At 42.3% G+C, this 23,783-nt stretch carries 20 protein-coding genes; 1 reads left to right on the forward strand and 19 read right to left on the reverse strand.

Annotated features, from left to right (window positions below; all coding sequences use genetic code 11):
* Positions 1–5: 5 nt before the first annotated feature.
* The 8 genes from QUD85_RS13845 to metB form a co-directional block, all read right to left on the reverse strand.
* Entirely contained in the window at positions 6–1,229 is a 1,224-nt protein-coding gene (locus QUD85_RS13845) for an argininosuccinate synthase (RefSeq protein WP_093328461.1), read from the reverse strand.
* A 49-nt stretch (positions 1,230–1,278) separates the two neighbouring features.
* Positions 1,279–2,196: an ornithine carbamoyltransferase gene (locus tag QUD85_RS13850; protein ID WP_093328462.1), complete on the reverse strand. Its 918-nt coding sequence runs from the start codon at positions 2,194–2,196 to the stop codon at positions 1,279–1,281.
* A 19-nt stretch (positions 2,197–2,215) separates the two neighbouring features.
* Positions 2,216–2,998 carry an acetylglutamate kinase gene (gene argB, locus QUD85_RS13855; protein ID WP_093328464.1) on the reverse strand — a complete coding sequence of 261 codons (783 nt, stop codon included), beginning with the start codon at positions 2,996–2,998 and terminating at the stop codon, positions 2,216–2,218.
* Positions 2,991–4,022 (reverse strand): N-acetyl-gamma-glutamyl-phosphate reductase, encoded by a 1,032-nt coding sequence (gene argC, locus QUD85_RS13860; RefSeq protein ID WP_093328465.1) that lies wholly within the window; start codon positions 4,020–4,022, stop codon positions 2,991–2,993. Before argC ends, argB begins: the two co-directional genes overlap by 8 nt.
* Before the next feature lie 463 nt (positions 4,023–4,485).
* The gene (locus tag QUD85_RS13865) at positions 4,486–5,616 is read right to left on the reverse strand and encodes a GGDEF domain-containing protein (protein WP_093328466.1); all 1,131 of its coding nucleotides are present in this window, start codon (positions 5,614–5,616) and stop codon (positions 4,486–4,488) included.
* Between the two features lie 126 nt (positions 5,617–5,742).
* Positions 5,743–6,627 (reverse strand): methylenetetrahydrofolate reductase, encoded by an 885-nt coding sequence (gene metF / locus QUD85_RS13870; protein WP_093328468.1) that lies wholly within the window; start codon positions 6,625–6,627, stop codon positions 5,743–5,745.
* Positions 6,628–9,072 carry a bifunctional aspartate kinase/homoserine dehydrogenase II gene (gene metL / locus QUD85_RS13875; protein WP_093328469.1) on the reverse strand — a complete coding sequence of 815 codons (2,445 nt, stop codon included), beginning with the start codon at positions 9,070–9,072 and terminating at the stop codon, positions 6,628–6,630. It abuts the gene before it with no gap.
* A gap of 18 nt (positions 9,073–9,090) precedes the next feature.
* Positions 9,091–10,248, reverse strand: a complete 1,158-nt coding sequence (gene metB, locus QUD85_RS13880) for a cystathionine gamma-synthase (RefSeq protein WP_093328471.1) — start codon at positions 10,246–10,248, stop codon at positions 9,091–9,093.
* A 178-nt stretch (positions 10,249–10,426) separates the two neighbouring features.
* Between metB and metJ the strand changes: the two genes are divergently transcribed.
* Positions 10,427–10,753: a met regulon transcriptional regulator MetJ gene (gene metJ / locus QUD85_RS13885; protein WP_093328472.1), complete on the forward strand. Its 327-nt coding sequence runs from the start codon at positions 10,427–10,429 to the stop codon at positions 10,751–10,753.
* A 55-nt stretch (positions 10,754–10,808) separates the two neighbouring features.
* Here the strand turns inward: metJ and QUD85_RS13890 are convergent, their stop codons facing one another.
* The 11 genes from QUD85_RS13890 to QUD85_RS13940 all read right to left on the reverse strand — a co-directional run bounded on the left by QUD85_RS13890 (position 10,809) and on the right by QUD85_RS13940 (position 23,779).
* Complete coding sequence (locus QUD85_RS13890; RefSeq protein ID WP_093328474.1) at positions 10,809–12,047, reverse strand: malic enzyme-like NAD(P)-binding protein; 1,239 nt, start codon at positions 12,045–12,047, stop codon at positions 10,809–10,811.
* Positions 12,048–12,358: 311 nt separating this feature from the next.
* Positions 12,359–13,654, reverse strand: a complete 1,296-nt coding sequence (locus QUD85_RS13895; RefSeq protein ID WP_093328475.1) for an adenylosuccinate synthase — start codon at positions 13,652–13,654, stop codon at positions 12,359–12,361.
* Between the two features lie 217 nt (positions 13,655–13,871).
* Positions 13,872–14,759, reverse strand: coding sequence for a protease modulator HflC (gene hflC, locus QUD85_RS13900; RefSeq protein WP_093328476.1), 888 nt, complete (start codon positions 14,757–14,759; stop codon positions 13,872–13,874).
* A 2-nt stretch (positions 14,760–14,761) separates the two neighbouring features.
* Positions 14,762–15,910, reverse strand: coding sequence for an FtsH protease activity modulator HflK (gene hflK, locus QUD85_RS13905; RefSeq protein WP_093328477.1), 1,149 nt, complete (start codon positions 15,908–15,910; stop codon positions 14,762–14,764).
* Positions 15,911–16,011: 101 nt separating this feature from the next.
* A complete protein-coding gene (gene hflX, locus QUD85_RS13910; protein WP_093328479.1) occupies positions 16,012–17,298 on the reverse strand; it encodes a ribosome rescue GTPase HflX in 1,287 nt (428 codons plus the stop codon).
* A gap of 32 nt (positions 17,299–17,330) precedes the next feature.
* The gene (gene hfq, locus QUD85_RS13915) at positions 17,331–17,591 is read right to left on the reverse strand and encodes an RNA chaperone Hfq (protein WP_093328480.1); all 261 of its coding nucleotides are present in this window, start codon (positions 17,589–17,591) and stop codon (positions 17,331–17,333) included.
* Positions 17,592–17,681: 90 nt separating this feature from the next.
* On the reverse strand, positions 17,682–18,614 hold the full coding sequence (miaA, locus tag QUD85_RS13920) for a tRNA (adenosine(37)-N6)-dimethylallyltransferase MiaA (protein WP_093328482.1): 933 nt from the start codon (positions 18,612–18,614) through the stop codon (positions 17,682–17,684).
* A gap of 20 nt (positions 18,615–18,634) precedes the next feature.
* Positions 18,635–20,428, reverse strand: coding sequence for a DNA mismatch repair endonuclease MutL (mutL, locus tag QUD85_RS13925; RefSeq protein ID WP_093328483.1), 1,794 nt, complete (start codon positions 20,426–20,428; stop codon positions 18,635–18,637).
* A gap of 5 nt (positions 20,429–20,433) precedes the next feature.
* Entirely contained in the window at positions 20,434–21,753 is a 1,320-nt protein-coding gene (locus QUD85_RS13930) for an N-acetylmuramoyl-L-alanine amidase (protein ID WP_093328485.1), read from the reverse strand.
* Between the two features lie 10 nt (positions 21,754–21,763).
* The gene (tsaE, locus tag QUD85_RS13935) at positions 21,764–22,237 is read right to left on the reverse strand and encodes a tRNA (adenosine(37)-N6)-threonylcarbamoyltransferase complex ATPase subunit type 1 TsaE (protein WP_093328487.1); all 474 of its coding nucleotides are present in this window, start codon (positions 22,235–22,237) and stop codon (positions 21,764–21,766) included.
* Between the two features lie 33 nt (positions 22,238–22,270).
* Entirely contained in the window at positions 22,271–23,779 is a 1,509-nt protein-coding gene (locus tag QUD85_RS13940; RefSeq protein WP_093328488.1) for an NAD(P)H-hydrate dehydratase, read from the reverse strand.
* Between the last annotated feature and the right edge of the window lie 4 nt (positions 23,780–23,783).

Below are 23,783 nucleotides of genomic sequence, written 5' to 3' on the forward strand. Positions count from 1 at the left end.
CCTACTTATTTGTTTTGATGCAATGCAGCGATACGACTAGACAAGCTGTATAGGCGAATAAAGCCTTCTGCATGTTTTTGGTCGTAAACATCATCAGCACCAAATGTTGCGAATTCTTCAGAGTATAGGCTGTTTGGACTTCTGCGCTGCGTCACAACGGCCTGCCCTTTGTATAACTTAACAACGATGTCACCAGTCACTTGTTCAGCGAAAGAAGCTGCTGCCGCCAATTGTGCTTTTGCCAATGGCGTAAACCAGCGGCCATCATAAATAACATGTGAAAACTCTAGGCCAACTGATTCACGAAATTTCAGTGATTCCTTATCAAGAACCAGTGTTTCTAATCCTTTGTACGCAGCCATCAGAACAGTGCCGCCAGGCGTTTCATAACAGCCGCGAGATTTCATGCCCACTAATCTGTTCTCAACAATATCAATTCGCCCAACGCCATGTGCTGCGGCCTTCTCGTTTAGATACATTAGCGCGGCATAAGGTGTCATTGATTCGCCATCTACGGCTACTAGTTCACCTTTATCAAATGACAAGGTGACACTGCCAGGTTCATTTGGTGCATCCAATGGGTCTACCGTCATCGTCCAAACTTCTTTTGACGGTTCACACCAAGGGTCTTCGAGTTCGCCACCCTCATGAGAAATATGCCATGCATTAGCATCTCTACTATAAATTTTAGTCAATGAAGCAGAACAAGGAATATTGCGCTCATCCAAGTAGGCTAATAGGTCTTCACGCGATACCATGTCCCATTCACGCCACGGAGCAATCACCGTAAGCTGCGGAGCTAAGGCAGCAAAACACGATTCAAATCTTACCTGGTCATTACCCTTACCGGTACAACCATGACACACCGCATCCGCGCCAACTTTTAAGGCAACGTCTACTTGCGCTTTGGCAATGATCGGACGTGCCATCGAAGTACCAAGCAAATACTGTCCTTCATAAACCGCACCGGTTTTGATAATTGGGTAGATATAGTCAGCGACAAAGGCTTCTTTCAAATCAACCACATGACACTCTGATGCACCAGACGCTATAGCTTTTTCAACGATGCCCTCTAGCTCTTCTTCGCCTTGTCCAACATCAGCACAAAATGCGACAACTTCGCAATCGTCATAGTTTTCTTTTAACCATGGAATAATTGCTGACGTATCTAAGCCACCTGAATATGCTAATACTACTTTTTTAATCTGTTTTTTTGCTGATAAAGCCATGTTCTACCTACTTAACTTTTACTTGATTGCTGATCATGCAATTCATGGTTTATTGGTTACTAAAGAATGAAACGAGCACCGCATTTTGTGCCCACATTCTATTTTCAGCCTGTTCAAAGGCTAAGCACATTTCACTATCAAAAAGTGCTGTTGTAATTTCTTCATCTAAGTGCGCTGGTTGACAATGCATCACGTATTTCGCACCGGTTGTCGCCATAACGTCATGATTGATTTGATATGGCATAAACTTATCCAAGTAGTTGTCAACTTTCCCTTCGTCTCCCATCGAGACCCAAGTATCGGTATAAATCACATCAATACCGTTTAGTGCGTCCATGTTACTTGTCACAGTAAAGTTACTACCTGATTGTGCTGCAAGCGCTTTTGTTTTATCGATCATTACTGAATCGCTGCCGTGTCCACCTGGGCAGACTAAGGTAAAATCTACGCCTAGCGTTGCGGCCATGATCATCAGAGAATTTGAGACATTATTGCCGTCTCCAACATAAGCGAGTTTGAGCATAGACAAATCCGCAAATTGTTCTGACAAAGTGACAAAGTCCGCAAGGGCTTGGCATGGGTGGTACTTGTCGCATAAGGCATTAATTACTGGAACACTGGCATGGTTTCCAAGTTCGACAATCGCCTCGTGTTCGAAAACACGCGCCACAATAACATCAGCCCAACGCGAGAGGTTTTTTGCATAGTCACTAACACGCTCGCGCTCACCTAACTTGCCATTTTGCTGACCTAAATATAGTGCATGTCCGCCGAGTTTGTTTATACCTATATCAAAGCTCACATGGGTGCGCAGTGATGGCTTTTCAAAAATCATTGCCACTGACTTTCCAGACAATGTTTGTTGGTACTGTTGTGGGTTAGCTTTAATGTCTTTGGCCAACGCCAATAGTGCAGTAATCTGATCTTTGTTATACAAATCATCTGCGAGAAAATGAGATAAATTCATTGATATTCCTAGTGTTAAGTTAATTCAATTTGCTGTATTCAATGCGGGTACCTACAGTTTCACCAGCAAGCAGTTGTTGTATTTGCTCTGGGAAACGCCAACTGGCCACCGCGATACTTCGTCGCAATTGATTAGCAGCTAAAAATGCTGCATTAACTTTTGCCGTCATGCCGCCGGCAATAACACCTTCTTTTATCAATGTGTTCGCTTGTGTTTGATCAAGCGACGTTAAATATTCTCCATCAGCGCCTTTAACGCCGTTTACATCCGTTAGTAGTAGCAATTGGGCGTTCAGTAATTGGCAAATAGCTACGGCGGCGTCATCAGCATTAACATTAACTAAGTCACCATTTTTAAGTGCGCCAATTGACGAAACAATCGGTAAGAAGCCGCCTTGTAACAAAGCGTCTAATAATCGACTGTCATTTGCTTTAGGCACGCCTACCTGACCAATTTGTGCTGGATGCACATCACATTGCACCATATCGCCATCCGCCAACGCTAAGCCAACAGCTTTAATTTCCATACTCACGGCATTAGCAACAATTTCTTTGTTTACGCTGCCGGCTAATGCACCGCTAATTAACGGCATTTGTTGCTTAGGCGTAACACGCAGGCCTTGTTTCTTCTCACTTTGAAAGCCCGCTTGTTGCAACATATCGTCAACCACACAGCCACCACCATGCACGAGAACAACAGGTTGTTTTAGCTGTTTCAAAGCAGCGAGCAGCTGAGTAAGTGCTGACGCACTCTCTAAAATTGCGCCACCAATTTTTATTACTAGTGCCTGTTGCTTAGACATGCTGACCTCCCGGTAACAACGTAAAGTGACTATCTTCGCCAATCACTAAATTAAAACATTGCACCGCTTGCGATGCAGCGCCTTTTAACAGGTTGTCTATCGCGCAACTTATTACGGTAACACCTAATTTTTCATCCGTTTGCCAATGAACATCAGCAAATGGCGAAAATGCTACATTGTCTATTTTTGGCCAAGCTTTCGGCATTCTCACAATAGCACTATCGCAATAAGCTTGATTGAATGCGTCATCCACTTGCGCTGCGGTAACACCCTCGGCTAAAGGTACGGTAACTGTAGCCATTAAGCCTCGCTTATAAGGCGCTAAATGTGGATTAAAAATTACTTGAGTTGATGCCTCTTGCGAAATCTCTGGCTGGTGTCTGTGTACTAAAATATTGTATGGCGATAGGCTTACTTCGTTGAAACTTGTCGCTAACGATGCCTTTCTACCAGCCCCACTCACGCCACTAATACCATTGACGGAGATAACAGCACCAGGTAGATGAAGGTTATTAGAAACCAGCGGCTTTAACGCGGTTAAGCTAGCTGTTGGATAGCAACCCGGAACAGCAACTAAATTGGCATCGGCAATCTGCTGTGCATTCCATTCAGCTAATCCATAAACTGCAGATGCTAGCGCTTTACCATCGCCATGAGAAAAACCATAAAAGGTAGGGTATTGCGTTGCATCCTTTAAACGAAACGCACCTGACAGATCAAATACCTTGACGCCTTTTGCTACAAAGCTTGCGCCCCACTGGGCAGAGAATTCATGAGGTGTCGCAAAGAAAACGGCATCCAACTGATCAACTGATTGCTCGAACCACGCCTGAGAAAAAGATTGAAGGGGAACATCACAAATCCCCAACCACCGAGCATGTAACTCGGAAAAGTGTAGTCCACAGGAATCACTGTTTTCAGAAACCAATAAATGCGTCAATTCAACTTTAGGATGTTGAATGAGCAACCCGATAAGTTCTGCACCAACATAACCGCTGGCACCTATTACTGCTACTTTCATCACAATTTTGCAATTCTATTCAAATTTAACCACTAAAACACTAACGAATTCACCTGATAACATGCCTATTAATAGCCGCCAGGTAGATAATAAAATCACTTATCGTCGTCGAAATAGAAGCATTTTGAATATTTCCCGTAGCCTTATCAGTTAGTCTTCATCAAACTCAGAGGGAGTCTATCAAGTTAAAGGGTAGTTATGCAACTATTTTGCATAACTATTTATGATAATTTATAGCAAAAAATGAAAAATGAGTGGCAAATGTGAGTATTAAAATCGAGAACAGATAGATGCCCATGACTTCGGTGAAAAGTAATTTATTGATTTATTTAGCTAAATGCTAAGTTCCACCAGTAAAGCAGAAGATGAACCAATGGGAGATATAAAAAATAGAAATTAATGTGGAGATAGCAGAAAACGCCCTGTTATCGGACGGTTAGTTGTTTACCTATAGTGTAAAAAACGTTTAGGCTAGTGAAGCGCGATTAACAAGTACGACCTGATTGCGGCCATTTTCTTTTGCCTGATAGAGTGCTTTGTCGGCATTTTCAATACTTTCGTCAATATCATCAAACGAAGCAACTTGCGCAACACCGAAGCTCACAGTGAAATTGATCAGGTGTTTACCCGCTTTGATTGAAAGGTCAGCGGCTTTATCTCGCATACGTTCGGCTACTTGTCTAGCACCGTCGCTATTGGTTTGAGGCAACAAAATAACAAACTCTTCACCACCATAGCGCGCAACGATATCACCGACACGCAATAAGCTTTCCATCAGCTTGGCATATTCGCGCAATACTGCATCACCGGCAGGGTGACCATATTTATCATTAATCGCTTTAAAGTGATCGATATCACACATGATCACACTAATTGGAAACTTATGACGACCCGCTAACGCCAGCAACTTATTCGATGCCCGAATAAAGTGACGTCGATTAAATAGGCCGGTTAATGCGTCGGTCGATGCTTTGAATTCCAATTCCTTTTGCACGTCCAGCATGTAACTTAAGAAGATAAATACCGTAACGCCAGACACAAACGCTGGTACAAATAGGAAAACATCGATGACAATATTAAGGTCATCATGATCCGCCGTCATCCAGCTATCAGATTGCAAATGTGTAAACATTAGTGCTAAGTAGCCGATCATTACCAGACCTAAACCCTTATCACCAGCATTGCTATTCTCGCGATTAAACAGAGCGTAGACCGCAAAAATAGCGCATATACCGTTGAACAATGAAGGCCATCTAAAGTTAGGTGCAAACTCCGATAAATCAGCGACAATTATAGCAATAGCAATGAAATAGATTAAGGACACAGGTATTTTGCTACGACAACGCCACATAATACCGGTCACTAGGCTCGAGACACTTAATGCAATAAAGATTTTAGTGGAAATAACAAAATATTCGTAATGAAGATAAGATTCGGCAACTAGACCACAAAAAATTAAGAGGGTGAAAAAGTAAAACAATCGAAAAGCAAATCGAGCCGGTTTTTCACGCTCGCCATCTTTGAACAAAAACGACGCAAAAAACATCATTGCAGAAATGATGATTACCGTAATTGAAATCGATAAATTTGCGTCCATAGTTGTCCGAAGTATGTAGGAAATCCACCCAATATGGGGAGCGCTTAGGAAATTATAGCTAAAGTTATACCAAACGCTTTGAAATTACTACTATTTGTTCACTGGCAAAACCTGTGTTTAATATCGCTATGGGCGAATACCTAACATATGACAAATTGCATAAGTAAGCTCGGCTCGGTTTAACGTGTAAAAATGAAAGTTCTTCACCCCTTCACTATTAAGTACCTTGACCTGCTCCATCGCTATGTTTGCACCGACCAAACGGCGAGTGGTTTCATCGTCTTCCAAACCATCAAACATCTTTGGCATCCAGTTAGGGATATTGACATTAGTTAGCTTGGCAAAGCGCGCTAACGTTTTGTAATTAGTTACTGGCAAAATACCTGGCACGATTTCAACGTCGATACCCACGTTGACACAGCGATCTCTGAAACGTAAGTACGACTCTATATCAAAAAAGAACTGGCTAATGGCGCGGTTTGCTCCTGCCTCTACCTTGCGCTTAAGGTTTAGCAAATCAAACTGTGGGTTTGGTGCTTCAGGGTGCCCTTCTGGATAAGCAGCTACCGAAATATCAAAATCCGCGACATCTTTAAGCAAACTCACCAAATCCGACGCGTACATATTTGGTTTTTCATTGCTATCAGGTAAATCACCTCTCAAAGCAACAATGTGTCTAACACCTGTATCCCAATATTCTTTTGCAATTGTTTTAAGTTCGTCACGCGACGCATCAATGCATGTAAGATGGGGGGCTGCGATAAGCGCCGTATCTTTTTGAATACGCTTAATAACATCATGTGTACGATCTCGCGTTCCGCTACCTGCGCCATAAGTCACCGAAACAAAGCTTGGTTTCAGTGGTGCAAGTCTTTCAATTGAATTCCACAGGGTAGTTTCCATTTCAGGAGAGTTAGGAGGGAAAAACTCAAACGAAATCTGTAGATCGCCATTAATTTCACTCAGACTACGATTTAGCGATTCTACCTGTCTGGCATGACTATAACTCATTTAATTTATCCCTCTAATTTCAACTGGTTTTGATTTCTTGTTTAATGTTTGACATGCCACTACAAGGTCTGAATGAACGCCACCCGCAGTAACTTCACGGCCTGCACCTGGGCCTCTAATAATTAATGGATTGTCGTGATACCACTGACTTTTAATTTGGAAAATATTGTCACACGGCGTTAGGCTGGCAAAAGCATGTGAAAGACCAAGTTGTGCTAGACATACTTCCGCTTTGTAACCAGCAGACGTTTTTGCAAATTTGGCGACATAGCGTATGCATTGATTCTGCGCTTTCGCGTCGCTGAAAGCTTGTTCAAAATAGTCGTCAAGTTCTTCACAACGCGCTAAAAACTCATCTATAGATATTGTCTGCAATGCTTCTGGTACTAAGTTCTGCACAGAGATATCACTAAGCGATAATTCAAATCCTGCCAATCTAGCTAAAATTAGCAGTTTACGTTGTACATCTTTTCCTGAAAGATCTTCGCGTGGATCTGGCTCTGTTAGGCCCTGATTTCGAGCATCTTTAAGCAAGGTTGAAAATGGAACACTGGCATCATAACTTTCGAACAACCAAGATAAAGTGCCCGAAAATATACCTGATATTTCAATCACTTTATCACCACTTCGGGCTAAATCATTAAGCGCGTAGTTCACTGGCAGGCCTGCACCAACCGTGGTGTTTCCATACCAAAGACTACCTGTTTCACTAGCTGTTGATAGTAATCGATTGTATTGCGGGGTATCTGCTGAGGCTGCCCATTTATTAGCACCAATCACATGAATGCCTTTAGCAAAGAATTCTTGGTAGTAATCACTAAATTCCTCACTAGGCGTCAGGTCAACAACGATCAACTCGTCATAAGGATGATTACCCAACCATTCCATTAACGCCGCCTTGTCATAATCGTTAGCATGCTGTTCATATAACGCTTTTGCTAGCGCAGGATTGATACCATCGTCGCGAATCAACGCTTTCTTACTACCTAAAAGACCTACTAGATAAGTGTTTTCTAAGCTGTGGTGTCTGCTAAGTTGCTCTGGCAGCATAGATAAGAATACTTCGCCAATATTACCTAATCCGGCAACGACAAGACCAATATGGCGAGCGTCTTTTGTCATTGCATGATGCACCCTGTTGAGTAATTCTATGGTGCAGTTTTCTTTGAGTACCGCAATGATGCTGTGGTTGTTACTGCTTTGAATAAAGCGCAGTGGCTTCGCCGATTTTGTTGCGCGTTTAAAGCGAGCAAACATGTTACCTTGCTGCGCTATATTGTGCCCAACCGCGGCGACTAAAGCGATAGGTGTCACTCGAACTTGAACATTTGATGATGCAAGCCAATCCGTGACTTGTTGTTGCGTGTGCTGTTGCACGACGACAAAACCCAATTCATGATCTATTTGCTCTACAGAAAACTGTTCAAAAGCAATTTTGGCTTGCTCCGTTTTTAAAAATTCAGATTCAATGAGTAGCAAGTCATTTAACCGTGTGACCGATAGCTCTTGTTTCGCTATTTCACCAAATGAGCCTATTTCACTGCCTAAAACCTCTGGCGCAAAACTACTAGCTACGTGTAAATGCACGGTATGTGGAAGTTGCTCGAAAGAAAGCGGTTTAAGTGTTTTTGCATGCAATACCGGGTTACCTAAGCGCCCCAGTTCTTTAGCTACTTCATTAGGTAAACGATGCAATTTTCTTGCATTTGGAACAACTCTAGGATCAGCACTGTATATACCGTCGACGTCGGTCCACAAGGTCACATTTTTTGCTTGCGCAAGTGCTGCCACGATTGTTGCTGAATAGTCACTGCCATTGCGACCAAGGGTGATAGCCTCGCCTTTACTGTCTTTGCCAATGTAACCTGTAATGACGGCTAATTTTTGATCTTCCAACAATTGATTAAATTGCTGCTGGCTTGCCTCATATTGTACTTGGCAATGCTTGGCATCGTCGACAATTAAATAGTCACGCGCATCGATAGTATAGCTTGCGGTGTATTCTTGGCTGATATAAGCAGATAAAAGGCGAGCAGACCAAACTTCACCAAAAGCCAAAATTTGATTGGTAAATTGTTGCGGTTGATTCAACAACCAAAAGGTAAGCTGTTTAATATCGGCATCTAATGCCTCAATTAACGGCTGACCAGATTCAATAGATAATAACTCTCTAATCAATTTTAGCTGCGACAGTTTTAACGATTCAATAGCACTACTTAGCGCTTCATCGTGCGCCTCAGCTAACTCAAACAAAGCAAACAGCGTATCTGTAGTATCACCATTGGCTGAGACAACAATTAAATCATCTTTCTTACAGTGCCTTCTAACTATAGTAAGTACTCGCTTTATGCAAGCGCTATCAGCCAAGCTACTACCACCAAATTTATGTACGTTGGTGCTAATAGCATTCGCTTGTTCAGTATGTACTGGGTTAACTCTGCTCATTTACTTTACCGTAACGTGTTAAGATTGGCTGGCTGCTAAGCCCTGCTCCAAATCTGCCAATATGTCGTCAATATCTTCTATTCCCACTGATAGTCGCACCAAATTTTGGCCGATTCCAGCGGCTTTTTGTGCGTCTAATTCCATTCCCGCATGGGTCATGGTAGATGGGTGACTAATTAAACTTTCAACGCCACCTAATGATTGCGCCAGGGTAAACAGCGAAAGGCCGTCGAACAGTTTCTTTACTGCATCAACACCGCCAACAAGTTCAAAACTCATCATGCTACCAAAATCCTTTTGTTGCTGTTTAGCAAGCTCATGATCCGGATGTGATGCTAACCCCGGATAATATACGTGTGCCACCGCTGGATGATCGGCAAGATACTGTGCGACGGCATTGGCATTTTGTTGATGTTGCTTAATACGCAGAGGTAATGTTTTTAAACCTCTCATGGCTAGATAGCTATCAAATGCGCTGCCCGTAACTCCGATACAGTTTGCCCACCATGCTAATGTCTCTCCAAGAGCTTTATCTTTGGTGATTACCGCACCACCAACCATGTCACTATGGCCATTTATAAATTTCGTTGTTGAATGAAAAACAATGTCTGCACCTAGTGCAAGTGGTTGTTGTAAAACTGGAGACAGAAATGTGTTGTCTACTGCAACCAAGGAACCAACAGCTTTGGCTTGTTCTACAATGCGTTTAATATCAACTAACCTCAGAAGCGGATTGCTCGGTGTTTCAACCAAGGTCAGTGTAGGTTTTAACGCCATCGCCTCGGCAAATGCCTGATCATTGGTTTGGTCAACAACTTTCAGTTTAAACTGTCCTTTCGCAGCCAAATGCGTGTACAAACGATAGCTGCCACCATAGCAGTCGTGTGGGATGACTAACAAATCATCTTTCGTTAATGTTTGTACAATGACGTGTGCTGCAGCCATACCCGTAGCGGTTACTATACCGACACTACCCCCTTCTAGTTGGGCGAGTGCGTCAGCAAATAATGCTCGTGTAGGGTTACCGGTTCTTGAATAATCAAAAGCACCTTTGTCATTAAATCCGTTCAATGCATACGTACTCGATAAATGCAGAGGTGCCACCACAGCTTTGTGATGCTCGTCACTGTTAATGCCGGCTCTAACGGCCTGCGTAGCAAACTTTTTGTCAGTCATGACGACTCCATATTTACGTTTAGGTGTTTAGACGTCTAAAACTCTAAACGTTTTAAATTTTATGTCAAGATCTTTTTAGACATCTAAACTTCTACACATATATAGTTGACTGTGTTTTTTGACACAGTACAATTTAACTATGGGCTAAAGCACAAGGTAAAGTTAAAGGGGAAGATGTATGGCAGAATGGAATGGGGAATATATTAACCCATATGCTGAACATGGTAAGAAAAGCGAACAAGTTAAAAAAATTACCGTTTCAATTCCATTGCGTGTGCTAAAAGTGTTGACCGATGAACGCACTCGTCGACAAGTAAACAACCTGCGTCATGCAACTAATAGTGAATTGCTATGTGAAGCATTCTTGCATGCGTTTACAGGACAACCTTTGCCAAATGACAATGATCTTGCAAAAGATAACCCTGAAAAGCTGCCTGAAGTTGTTAGAAAGGTTTTGGCAGAAAATGGCATAACAGATTTTAGCCAGTTCGAAGATCAAGACTAAGTTTAGTTAGATTAAAAAAGGCGCTATAAGCGCCTTTTTTATTGCTTAAAGCTAGCTACTGATACTTTGCCGGTAGCGGCAATTTTGCTACGCCTGATTCAACCGCAGCCGTCGCAACAGCTTTAGCCACTTTTTCGCACAATCTTTCATCCATTGGTTTTGGGATAATATACCCGGGACCAAATGCTAATGACGCTTCACCCGTTGCAGCAAGCACCTTTTCTGGTACTGCCAATTGTGCAAGACCTCTAATAGCCTCTACTGCGGCGATTTTCATCGCATCATTGATTTCAGTGGCCCTAACATCAAGTGCCCCTCTAAATATAAAAGGAAAACATAGAACATTGTTAACCTGATTCGGATAATCGGAACGACCCGTTGCCATAATAGCATCGGGGCGCGTTTTATGGACGAGTTCAGGAGAAATTTCAGGATCCGGGTTTGAACAGGCGAATACAATAGGCTTTGAAGCCATTAACGCTAATTGCTGGGCTGACAATAAATTAGGACCAGAAACACCAACAAAGACATCTGCATCTTTGATCGCATCGGTAAGCGTTTTGCTATCCGTGTCATTAGCAAACTGCTGCTTATAACGATTTAGCCCAGAGCGTCTAGTAGTAATAACCCCTTGTCTATCCAGCATGAAAATGTTGCTTCGATTTGCGCCGCATTTTATCAGTAAATCCATACAAGCGATGGCAGCAGCACCAGCCCCTAGACAAACAATTTTAGCTGTTGCGATAGATTTGTCTTGTATCTCCAAAGCGTTAAGCAGGCCCGCCGCAGTAACAATTGCCGTTCCATGTTGATCGTCATGAAAAACAGGCACGTCGCATTGTGCGATCAAGGCTCGCTCAATTTCAAAACATTCGGGCGCTTTGATATCTTCCAAATTAATACCGCCAAATGAATCGGCAATATTAGCGACAGTAGCAACAAACTCTTCTACCGTATTGTGTTTAACTTGAATATCAAAGGAATCAATATTTGCAAAGCGTTTGAATAATAATGCCTTACCTTCCATGACAGGTTTTGACGCCATTGGGCCTAAATTACCTAGCCCCAAAATCGCAGTACCATTTGAAATTACCGCCACGGTATTACCTTTTGCCGTATATTTGTATACGTCTTCTGGGTTTTGCGCTATTTCTCTCACTGGCTCAGCGACACCTGGGCTGTATGCTAGCGACAGATCTTGTGTTGTCTCTGCTGGAGAAGTAATTTCAATACTAATTTTACCTGGAGAAGGGAAGGCGTGATAATCCAGCGCCTGTTGGCGTATATCTAACATGTTGGGGAGATCCTACTTGTGCCGCGAGAAAATTATTTTTCATCAGAAAACCATCGAAGACACAAATAATACACAAATATTTAACCTAAGCTATTAAAAATAAAGAGGTTGGATGAGATCTTTTTTACATTTAATAGAAGGAAAAAGGCAGTTAAATCGTAATAAAACATATATTTTTGGCGCAAAAGCGACATAAATTGAGTAAAACTCTTTAAAAAACGTATTTATGATGTAATTTTACTACAAAGTTATAAAATTCAGGCATAAAAAAACCAGCCATAAGGCTGGTTTTTATTTAGTATAAACGATACTTATTCGAACGGATTAACCAGTACCATTGTCTCTACACGGTCTGGGCCAGTAGATACGATATCAATTGGTACGCCAGTTACTTCCTCTAAACGCTTGATGTACGCTTTAGCATTCGCTGGTAACTGTTCGTAATCAGTTACACCGAATGTTTTTTCTGACCAACCAGGCATTTCTTCGTAAACAGGTTCGATTTCTTCGTAACCTTCAGCAGCTGTCGGTGGTACAGTTAACACTTCACCAGTGTTCGTTTTATAACCAACACAAATTTTAAGTGTTTCAAGACCATCTAGTACATCAAGCTTAGTTAAACAAAAACCTGAAATACTGTTAACTTGTACTGCGCGATGCATTGCAACAGCATCAAACCAACCACAACGACGCTCACGACCTGTAGTTGCGCCAAATTCATGGCCTACAGTACCTAAATGGTTACCAATATCGTCATTTAATTCTGTCGGGAAAGGACCAGAGCCAACACGTGTTGTATAAGCTTTGGTAATACCTAGTACATAATCGATGTAGCGAGGACCAACACCACAACCTGTTGATACACCACCAACCGTTGTGTTTGAAGAGGTTACATAAGGGTAAGTACCGTGATCAATATCTAGAAGCGTACCTTGAGCACCTTCAAACATGATTGATTCACCATTCTTACGCGCTTGGTCAAGAATCTCTGCAACATCGCCAACCATACCAGTAATGATGTCTGCAATAGCAAGTGCATCTTCAAGTACTTTCTCGTAGCTTACCGCTTCTGCTTTGTAATATTGCGTTAACGCGAAGTTATGATACTCAACAATTTCTTTTAGCTTAGCCGCAAAGCTTTCTTTGTCGAAAAGGTCACCTACACGAAGGCCGCGACGAGCGACTTTATCTTCATATGCTGGACCAATACCACGACCTGTAGTACCGATAGCCTTGTTACCGCGAGCCGCTTCACGCGCTTGGTCTAACGCTACGTGGTAAGGCAAAATTAATGGACAAGCGTCACTGATAATCAAGCGCTCACGTACCGGAACATCACGTGCTTCAAGCATCGTAATTTCCTTCATTAGCGCTTCAGGACTTAATACTACACCGTTACCAATCATACATTTTACATTGTCACGCAAAATACCAGATGGAATTAAGTGAAGTACGGTTTTTTCACCGTCTACAATTAGCGTATGACCAGCATTGTGGCCACCTTGATAACGTACAACATACTTAGCTTTATCTGTAAGTAAGTCGACAACCTTACCTTTGCCTTCGTCACCCCATTGAGTGCCAAGGACTACGACGTTTTTACCCATATTTACATTTAGGAAAGAAAATTAGGCGGGGATTCTACCAAAATTCAACTTTGAGGAAAAGAGAAAGTTGATGATTAATACATCAATTATTGTGATCAAAATGTTTCTTACCATCAAGCATCAACACTTTTATCCGTTGAGTAAAATAACTCGATGATATGAAATAAAAAACTCCGTGAGCTTTGGGCATCACGGAGTTTTTACGGGTAATTACCGTTTATTTAGATTTTGACGGCTCTTTTAAATAGTGGAAAAACTCGCTGTCAGGCTTAACCACTAAGATATCGCTCTTTTTGTTGAAGCTTTTTTCATAGGCTTCCAAACTTCTAAAGAACGAGAAGAACTCGGCGTCTTGTTGATAGGCATCAGCGTAAATCTTTGCTGCTTGCGCATCACCTTCACCGCGTACTTCAGCTGCTTCTTTTTGTGCTGTCGCAATCATGACCGTCACTCGCGCGTCTACCTCTGAGCGAATAACTTCCGCTTGCTCTTTACCTTCACTGCGATGCTCTTTTGCTACAGCAGTACGTTCAGCGCGCATACGATCATAGATTGAGTTACTAACCTCTGTCGGTAAGTTGATGGCTTTTACACGCACATCGATAACTTCAATGCCTAGATCTTCTCTTGAACTACGTGCACTTTCTAGCGCTTGAGACATAACCGAAGAACGGTCGCCAGAAACGATTTCTTTAATGGTACGGTTACCAAATTCAGTACGCAGTCCGTTATTAATTTTTTGTTTCAATAATAGACGCGCGTTGTCTATCGAGCCTGATGTACGCAGGTAGTAAGTTGAGAAGTCAACAATTCGCCATTTCGCATAAGAGTCAACCATAAGGTCTTTCTTTTCTGCCGTAACGAAACGGTCTGGCGCTTCATCGAGTGTTTGAATACGGGCATCTATTTTTTTCACGTTTTCAATCAACGGAATTTTAAAATGCAAACCTGGCTCATATACACGCATATCGCCTGTAGCATCATCTCGTTTAATTTTTGAAAACTGGAACACGATACCGCGCTGGCCTTCGCCTACAACAAAAATCGATGACACAAATAGCACTAATAGAGCAACTAAAACGATCAATAAAAAATTCTTATTCATGATTAGTTTCTCCCATTGTTAAAACGGTCATTTCTGCCTAAAGAAGACGGCATAGACGGTTGAGAAACAGGCGTGTTACTACCTGATTGCTTAATTGGCGGAATAGAAATCGTGGTATTTGGTTGCGCACCTAAAATACGATCAAGTGGTAAATACATCATGTTGTTACCACCCTCAACATCAACCATAACTTTACTAGTGTTACCGTATATTTTTTCCATCGTCGACAGGTAAATACGATTACGAGTAACTTCTGGCGCTGCTTGGTATTCTGGCAACAATTTAACGAAACGAGCAACTTCACCCTGAGCATTCAATACAGTCTGCTCTTTATAAGCACTTGCTTCTTGTTCCATACGCTTAACTTGACCACGAGCAATAGGTTCTACACTTCGCGCGTAAGCTTCAGCTTCACGGATATAACGTACTTCATCCTCTTGTGCTGCAATCGCGTCATCAAATGCATCTTTAACTGCTTCTGGTGGACGAGCATCTTTGAAGTTAACGTCGACAATAATCATGCCCATGTCATAAGGTGCAATGATTTTTTCAAGTTCACTCCACACTTTCTGGCGCACATCTTCACGGCCTGACGTTAAAATATCATCCATATCAGAATGACCGATGACATAACGAAGCGCACTATCTAGCGCTTGCTCTAAGCTGTTGTCTGCATTAGTTACGCTAAATACGTAGTTGCGAGCGTTTTCCACTCGATACTGTACTTGCATTTCAACTAAAACAACGTTTTCGTCTTGCGTTAACATGAAGCCTGACGCATTCAATGCTCGCGTTGTTTGAACATCGATAGGAATAACTTCTTCTACAAATGTCCATTTCCAGCTTAAGCCCGGTTCTACAACACCGACATATTCACCGAAGCGCAGCTTAATCGCGCGCTCAGCTTCTTTTACGGTATAAATACACGAAAACAAATAAGCTACTAGTGCAATAAATAGCGGTAACATTAGTGCGAAACCACCAATACCACCTGAAGAGCTTCCCGATGACTTTCCGCCACCGCCGAATACTCCGCCCATTTTATTGCCTAAGTCTTTGAAAAACTCGTCTAAATCTGGTGGACCTTGGTTGTTTCCACCTTTGTTTTTCCAGGGGTCTTTATCGTCCTTCCCCGGCTCATTCCAAGCCATGCTGCTCTCCGCTAGGTTTGATTGTTATTGAATGAATGGCTTTAGTATTGCTACTAAAGCACGTTTAAATCTAAATATATCAGAAAGTTGTTTTACTGTGTTTAACTTTCTATAAATCCTTCGATTGTTGATTGGTCCTGTTTTAAAAACTGATACCAATCCTTTGTCGGCAATTTAATTGATAATAAACAATTACCTTGCTCGTCATAATTTTCTTTGTCGATACAGTTCAATTGATACAATTGCGCACGTAATTTTGACGCATTTGGTGGAATCTTCAATGTATGTTTGACCACCTGTCTATCGATACGTTCAGTGAGTGCCTGATAGAGCAGGTCTATGCCCTGGCCCGTTCGTGCCGACAACCACACCCTAATTGGCATGCCACTATCGTCTCTATCTATACGTGGCGAAACATCATCAAGATTATCAATTTTATTGCATATCAGCAGTTGCGTTACTTCGCCTGCTTCAATTTCATCAAGTACTTCTTGTACTTGTTCGATATTTTCTGTTCTTCTCGGATCCGAAATATCAATCACATGGAGCAACAATTCGGCTTCACGTGTTTCAGTTAATGTTGCTTTAAATGCCGCGACCAAGTCGTGAGGAAGATGACGTATGAATCCCACCGTATCGGCCAAAATAACTGGCCCAACATCTTCAACCTGAATTCGACGTAATGTCGGATCAAGTGTCGCGAACAATTGATCTGCAGCATAAACGCTTGCTTGTGTAATGGTGTTAAACAAGGTTGATTTGCCGGCATTGGTATAGCCAACCAAAGAGACTGTCGGTATTTCTGCTCTATTTCGAGCTCGACGCCCTTGTTGACGCTGCTTTTCAACCTTTTCTAAACGCTTACGGATGTTAACCATACGTTCACGAAGTAGACGTCTGTCTGTTTCTAATTGGGTTTCACCGGGTCCACGCAGGCCGATACCACCTTTTTGTCTCTCTAAGTGAGTCCAACCACGAATAAGCCTTGAGCTAATATGTTTAAGCTGCGCCAGCTCTACTTGCAATTTACCTTCATGCGTTCTCGCTCGTTGCGCAAAAATATCAAGAATCAATGTCGTGCGATCTATAACACGGCATTTGCACAAAGCTTCGATATTCTTTTCTTGAGAAGGGCTTAAACTATGATTAACCAGTATTACATTGGCATCGAACAGTTTAACTGCTTCAGCGATTTCTTCTGCTTTACCGCTACCAACAAAAAATTTGGGATGTGGACTGCTACGCTTGCCTGTTACTACAGTAAGCGCATTAACGCCCGCTGAACTAACAAGCATTTCAAATTCTTGTAAGTCTTCGCGAGCGTTTTCATCGGGGAAGTCAATATGAACAAGTACTGCCTGTTCACCAGCTTGATAACGGTCAAACAACTAAACCGCTCCAGACAATACTGATTTGTTCATTACTCTTGAGCTTCTCCAGCATTGAAGCCTGATTGGCCTTGAGCAGGCATGGTCGATACTGCGCGAGCAGGCACTACCGTTGAAATAGCATGCTTGTAAACCATTTGGCTAACAGTGTTTTTTAGTAAAATTACAAATTGGTCGAACGACTCTACTTGTCCCTGTAATTTAATACCGTTGACTAAATAAATCGCGACAGGAATGCGATCACGACGTAACGCATTCAAAAACGGATCTTGTAAAGATTGCCCCTTCGCCATTTTTAGGCCCCTTTTGTTATTTTTAGAAAGTTAAAAACTTCATTTTTTTTCGTTAGTTACGCACTAACATTGTTCATTATACACCAAAGATTAAAGTTTGCTCATTGCATTCAAGATTTGTTGCAAATTATCGCTTGCTTCCATTTTTAGTGTATGCACGTTTGGCCAACTTCTCAGCCAGGTCAATTGACGCTTAGCCAATTGCCTTGTTGCGCAAACACCACGGAAAATCATTTCTTCGTGGTCGAACTCCCCATCTAGGTATTGCCACATTTGGCGATAACCGACACAGCGAATAGACGGTAAATCTAGATGTAAGTCCCCTCGCGCCTTTAATTTAACCACTTCTTGCTCAAAATTTTGAGCGATCATTTGGTCAAATCTTAACTCAATACGATCATGCAACACTTTTCGATCGTTTGGGATCAAAGCAAATTGTAATACGTCACCGTCTACTTTATCACCTTTTTCTTGAATTAATTGTGACAAGGTGTGTCCGCTTACTCGAAATACTTCAATTGCTCGAGTTAAACGCTGCGGATCATTGGGATGGATCCGCTCTGCCGATTCAGCATCAAAGCTAGCTAATAGCTCATGCATCGCAGGCCATCCCTTGTCTTTTGCTTCTTGTTCTATTTCTGCTCGCACTGCTGCATTAGCTTCAGGTAAGTTAGAAATCCCGTCAATAAGACTTTTAAAGTACATCATGGTGCCACCCACCAGAATAGGTACCTTACCTTGCGATCTGATGCGCGCTATTTGTGCTAAAGCATCTTTGCAAAACTCTGCTGCCGAATAACTCTCCAATGGATCAATCAAATCAATCAATTGATGAGGATACTGCGCTAGCTCTTCCTGTGTTGGTTTAGCTGTTCCAATGTCCATGCCTTTATACACAAGCGCACTATCAACACTTACAATTTCACAAGGCAACTGATCATAAAGTTGCATCGCAAGTGCTGTTTTGCCTGAGGCCGTTGGTCCCATAATGGTGACAACAGGAGGAAGTTTCGTTTTTGCCATATTAAATCAATAGCGAACAATTACTTTGTAAAAGCAGATATCGTTGATGTAAGGTCTAAGGGCTGTGAATTCAAGTGTAGTAGTTGATTAAATTCTTCACCACCAAGCAAATGAGCTTGTTCAATAAATTTATTGGCACTTAACTCGTCGTCAATTTTTGGTGAAAAAATAAGAGCAAGTGGCTGATACCACTGACTTTCTTGAGCTTCATCAAGGGTGAGCAATTGCGAGACAAATTGCAAAAACAATTCGCTCACATTTTTTTCACGAATGGCCGCAGGTACATGGGTTATCTTTACTTTTTTACTTTGCGTCGTGGTTTCATAATCAAAACCTATATGTGCAAACATTGCTTGCTGCGCGCATACAAACGAAAAAGCTTGTGCAGACAAAGTCATTGTTACGGGCAATAGAAGCGGCTGACTCACAAACCCTTGCGACCAACGCTGAGCAATATCTTTTTCGGTTACAGCCAAGGCTAATCCGTTTAAATCAGTTAAATGAACACCTGCACTCAACGTAGTAATGATGAAGTGTGGCGGATAATAAACGTAGTTAGGTAAGGCCTCGTTCGTCACTGCAACAGGCTTAGGCTGATGTTCGGCTATTGCTGGACTATCCGCTTTACCTTGTAGTAGCTGTTGATACACTTGCGCTGCCTTCGTCGACATCGTATTGCTTTGACCATACAAGTGTTTTGCTTGCTGGCCTGACGGCGTTACTCGCGCTAACTCTTGTTGATACTGCCTACCTGACTGAATAGGCGCTTCAACATATGGCGCTGCAACGGTTTCTGGTTGAGAAAATTCACTTGTTAATGACGGCGCTAAAGCTCGATGACAAACTGAATAGATAAAGTCATGTACATAACGCGCTTGATGGAACCTGACCTCATGCTTCGCTGGATGCACATTGACATCAACTTCCCGCACATCCAAATCTAAATACAAAATAAACGCAGGATACATGTCAGATGGCAATAACTCATCATAGGCTTGACGGATAGCATGGTTGATTAGCTTGTCCCGCATCATGCGACCATTGACATAGCTATAGCACAAATCATTTTGCGATCTGGCAAAACTTGGCGCTGCTATCCAGCCGCTTAAAGTTAAGCCATCATGCTGGCAGTTTATTTCAATGGCATTGTCGATAAAACCGTTACCACATATTTGCCCAATTCTTTTTTGACGCTGCTGTGTATTAGCCGCCTGACGAAATTGCTTAACTGTTTTACCATTGTGGATAAGGGTAAATGCTACGTCCATGCGAGCAAGTGCTATCCGCTTAATCACTTCTTCAATATGGCTAAATTCTGTTTTTTCTGTACGTAAAAATTTGCGACGAGCCGGTGTATTAAAAAACAAATCTTGAACATCAATTGAAGTACCATCTGGATGCGCAGCTGGCGACACTTTAACCGCCATATCGCGACCAAACGCTTGTGCTTGCCAAGCCGCGGACTGTTTTTCGGGCTTTGACGTCAAGGTTAAACGCGCTACCGAGGAGATACTCGCTAATGCCTCACCCCTAAACCCTAAACTTGCAATACCTTCTAGATCGTCAAAATCTTTAATTTTGCTGGTAGCATGACGGCTTAACGCTAAAACAAGTTCGTCTTTATCGATTCCACAACCGTCATCCGTAATTTTGATGCGTTTTGCACCACCTTTATCAATGGTTACCGTAATGTGCTTTGCGCCAGCATCTAAACTATTTTCTACAAGTTCTTTAACGACAGAAGCTGGGCGCTCAACAACCTCGCCGGCTGCGATTTGGTTAGCAAGGCGAGTGGGTAATATCGCTATGGACACGTCATTTATCCTGCGCGTGGAATTTTTAAGGTTTGGCCAATACGTAAAGTGTTTCCACTTAAATTGTTCGCCGATTTAATTGAACTGACTGAGGTGTTGTACCTTTGAGCAAGGACAGACAAGGAATCACCGCTTCGCACTTTATGTTTACGGTAGCCGATGGTTGCGTAATAGGTTCCTGCGATCGGGTACTCCATAAAATAAGATTGAATACCGTTAAACATCGCTTGCGCTAAGCGCTGCTGATGTTTAGACCACATTAAGTTTTTTTCTTCATTGTGGTTAGAAATAAAACCAACCTCGACCAGAATCGAAGGAATATCAGATGATTTAAGCACCGCTAAACTTTTATATTGCGGCGTTTTTTTATGCATCTTAGTAATTTTTTTAAGCTCTGCAATAACGTCTGTTGCCATCGATATGCTGGCACTAAGCGAATGATTTTGTTTTAAATCACCTAGCATTAACGCCAAACTGTCGTCTTGGGTATTTTTAATGACTTCACCGCCGCCACCTAGTAATTCTGAGTTTCTTTGGCGGTTATCTAACCAACGGGCAAGCTCAGATTCCGCGCGTCTGTTAGATACAACCCAAACTGAAGCACCACTTGGTTGTGGTGTTCTGAATGCATCAGCATGTATCGATACAAAAAAGTCGACTCGTTTATTACGGGCAATTTCAGTGCGCTTATCTAAGTTGACGTAGTAGTCACCATCACGGATCATCACCGCTTTGAGACCTTTCTCTGCATTGATTAATTTTTCTAGCCTACGTGCAACAGCAAGCGTGACGCGTTTTTCATACGTGCCTTTGTAACCAATAGAGCCCGGATCTTCACCACCGTGACCAGCATCGATGGCCACAATAATGTCGCGTTTGTTGTTTGGTGGCGCTTTAACGACTGGCGCCGTTGGTTTGTTTTTATCATACAAGTCAACGACTAAGCGGTCCCCATATTGACCTGCCGGCTGCAGCGCAAATACGTTGACCTTATATTCATCTTTTAGCTCTACTACGATTCGAGAAGTGCTTTTTATTTTATGTGTGCTGGTGCGAATTAACTTTATGCGAGGGTCGTTAGCTACTGCATTTTTTAAGGCAGCGATATTTTTACTGTCTTTGAAATCTAATACTAAACGCTGAGGGGATTTTAATGAGAAATAAGAATATTTAGTATTTTTACTTAAATCGAAAACGATTCTTGTATGATCAGGCGCAGGCCAAACACGCACTCCTTCAATTTCAGATTGCGCAAATGACGTGGGTATCACCAAGATACCTAGCAATAACCCAATAAGTGGTTTTAATAGCCCCTTATTCCACATGGTATTACCCTTAATCCCTCTTTAAATAATCTACCAAGTTTTCGCCCCGTGTAGTTTGAGCGATAATTTCGACACTTCTTTTGGTGTCTTCATATGCTATGTTAATCGTTACGTCAGCATTAGCCAAGATCCCTTCGCCTTTTTCTGGCCATTCAATAAAACAACAGCTGTTTTCACTGAAGTAATCACGTATACCCATAAATTCCAACTCTTCGGGATCCGCCAAGCGATACAAATCAAAATGATAAACTTGCCATTGCCCTAGATCATAAGGTTCCACAAGTGTATAGGTTGGACTTTTAACATGCCCTTCATGCCCCATACCTTGCACAAATCCACGTGTCATCGTGGTTTTACCTGCACCTAAATCGCCATTCAAATAAGCAACAAATCCTTGATCAAAATGTTTAACGGCATCTGCCATCTTGCGCCCTAAAGCGACAGTATCTTGCTCATCTTGTAAAAGTCGGTGTAAGTTGGCCATAGTTCATTCATGTATTACTTGTTAGTCTTCATTTTAAGGTAAAAGTTGCGGCAATGTCACAAATAAATCACTTGCCAATAAACTTGATTCGCTCTTATTTGTCACCGCAAGGTCTGCAGATCTACCATGTAAATAAACAGCTGTGCGCACTGCATCTAGCACTGGTATGGGCTGCAATAACATGGTTGCAATTATGCCACTTAGCACATCCCCCATTCCGCCACTAGCCATACCTGGATTACCTGTTTTATTAATCCATATCGTTTTTCCGTCTGAAATCAAACTACCAGGCCCTTTTAGCACACAAACGCAATGGTATTGTTGCGCAATTTGCTTCACTGCTTCAAAACGATGAGTTTCAATCCAGTCTACTGTTGTATCGAGCAGCTGAGATGCTTCAGCAGCATGTGGTGTCAGTACCCATGTTTGCGCTTCTCTTGCTTTACCATTCAAGTACTTTAGTGCATCCGCATCTATAACTAGCGTTTTCTCAGAAGACGTTACAAACTTAACCAGAGACTGACTGTGTTGTTCCTCACCAAGCCCCGGGCCAATGACTACTGTGCGAGCTTTTTTCCAACTAATATGATGCACCAGTGCTTCTTCTTGAAAGGGCGCGAGCATTAGTTCTGGTCGCCCATCAAGCAGAATATTTCGATTCATATGATCGCTAGCAACCGCTACACAACCAGCACCAGCAATTAAGGCAGCTTCACTGGTTAGGCGAATTGCCCCTGGCATGTATTCACTCCCGCCAATAGCAAGCACAAAGCCCGCATCACCTTTATGTACTGACTGCGATCTTGGCGCTAAAGTCGGCTGATTGTGGTCATGGCTTAACTTCACAGTACTTGAAAACATAGCTTCAAATTTATCTTTAACGCCCAACCCAGCAAAATGAAATTGCCCGACAAAATCAGCCGCTATTCCAGTTAGCAACCCTTGTTTGAGCGCAATAAAGCTTATGGTATGTTGCGCCTTTATTGCGCCATTTGCGACTTCGCCCGTTGTGGCATTAACACCTGAAGGGGTATCGAGGCTTACGGCTATAGCGTCAACGTGATTAAACAAAGAAAACCAATTCTCATATTGGCTTTTAATAGCGCCGTTAAAACCTATACCAAAGACTGCGTCTACTTTAATGTCATATCGACTTTTAATGTCACCAATATCGAGCGATTTGGAGAGCAAATCATCATAAAGGGTTAAATGTTTACTATTCAATGCTTGCAGTGTTTGCAGGGCTTTTTTGGCTTCACCTTGATACTCAGACAATGGTGTTAAACAGAGCAAATCAACGTGGATACCTTGTTGCAATGCGTGACGCGCCAAAACCAAACCATCTCCGCCATTATTGCCTTTTCCACAAAGGATTAAATATCGCGAAGCATTGGGCTGTAATGTTAAACACATTTCAAATGCGGCAAGTCCAGCAAGAGACATCAATTCATACAGGTCAATATCAAGCGCTTGCGCGAGCTCGCGCTCATACGCCAGAACTTGTGTCGCTGAATAGCATTGCTGTGGTAAACTTTGCGTCATAACA

The sequence above is a fragment of the Thalassotalea agarivorans genome (assembly GCF_030295955.1).
GTDB classification, from domain to species: domain Bacteria; phylum Pseudomonadota; class Gammaproteobacteria; order Enterobacterales; family Alteromonadaceae; genus Thalassotalea_D; species Thalassotalea_D agarivorans.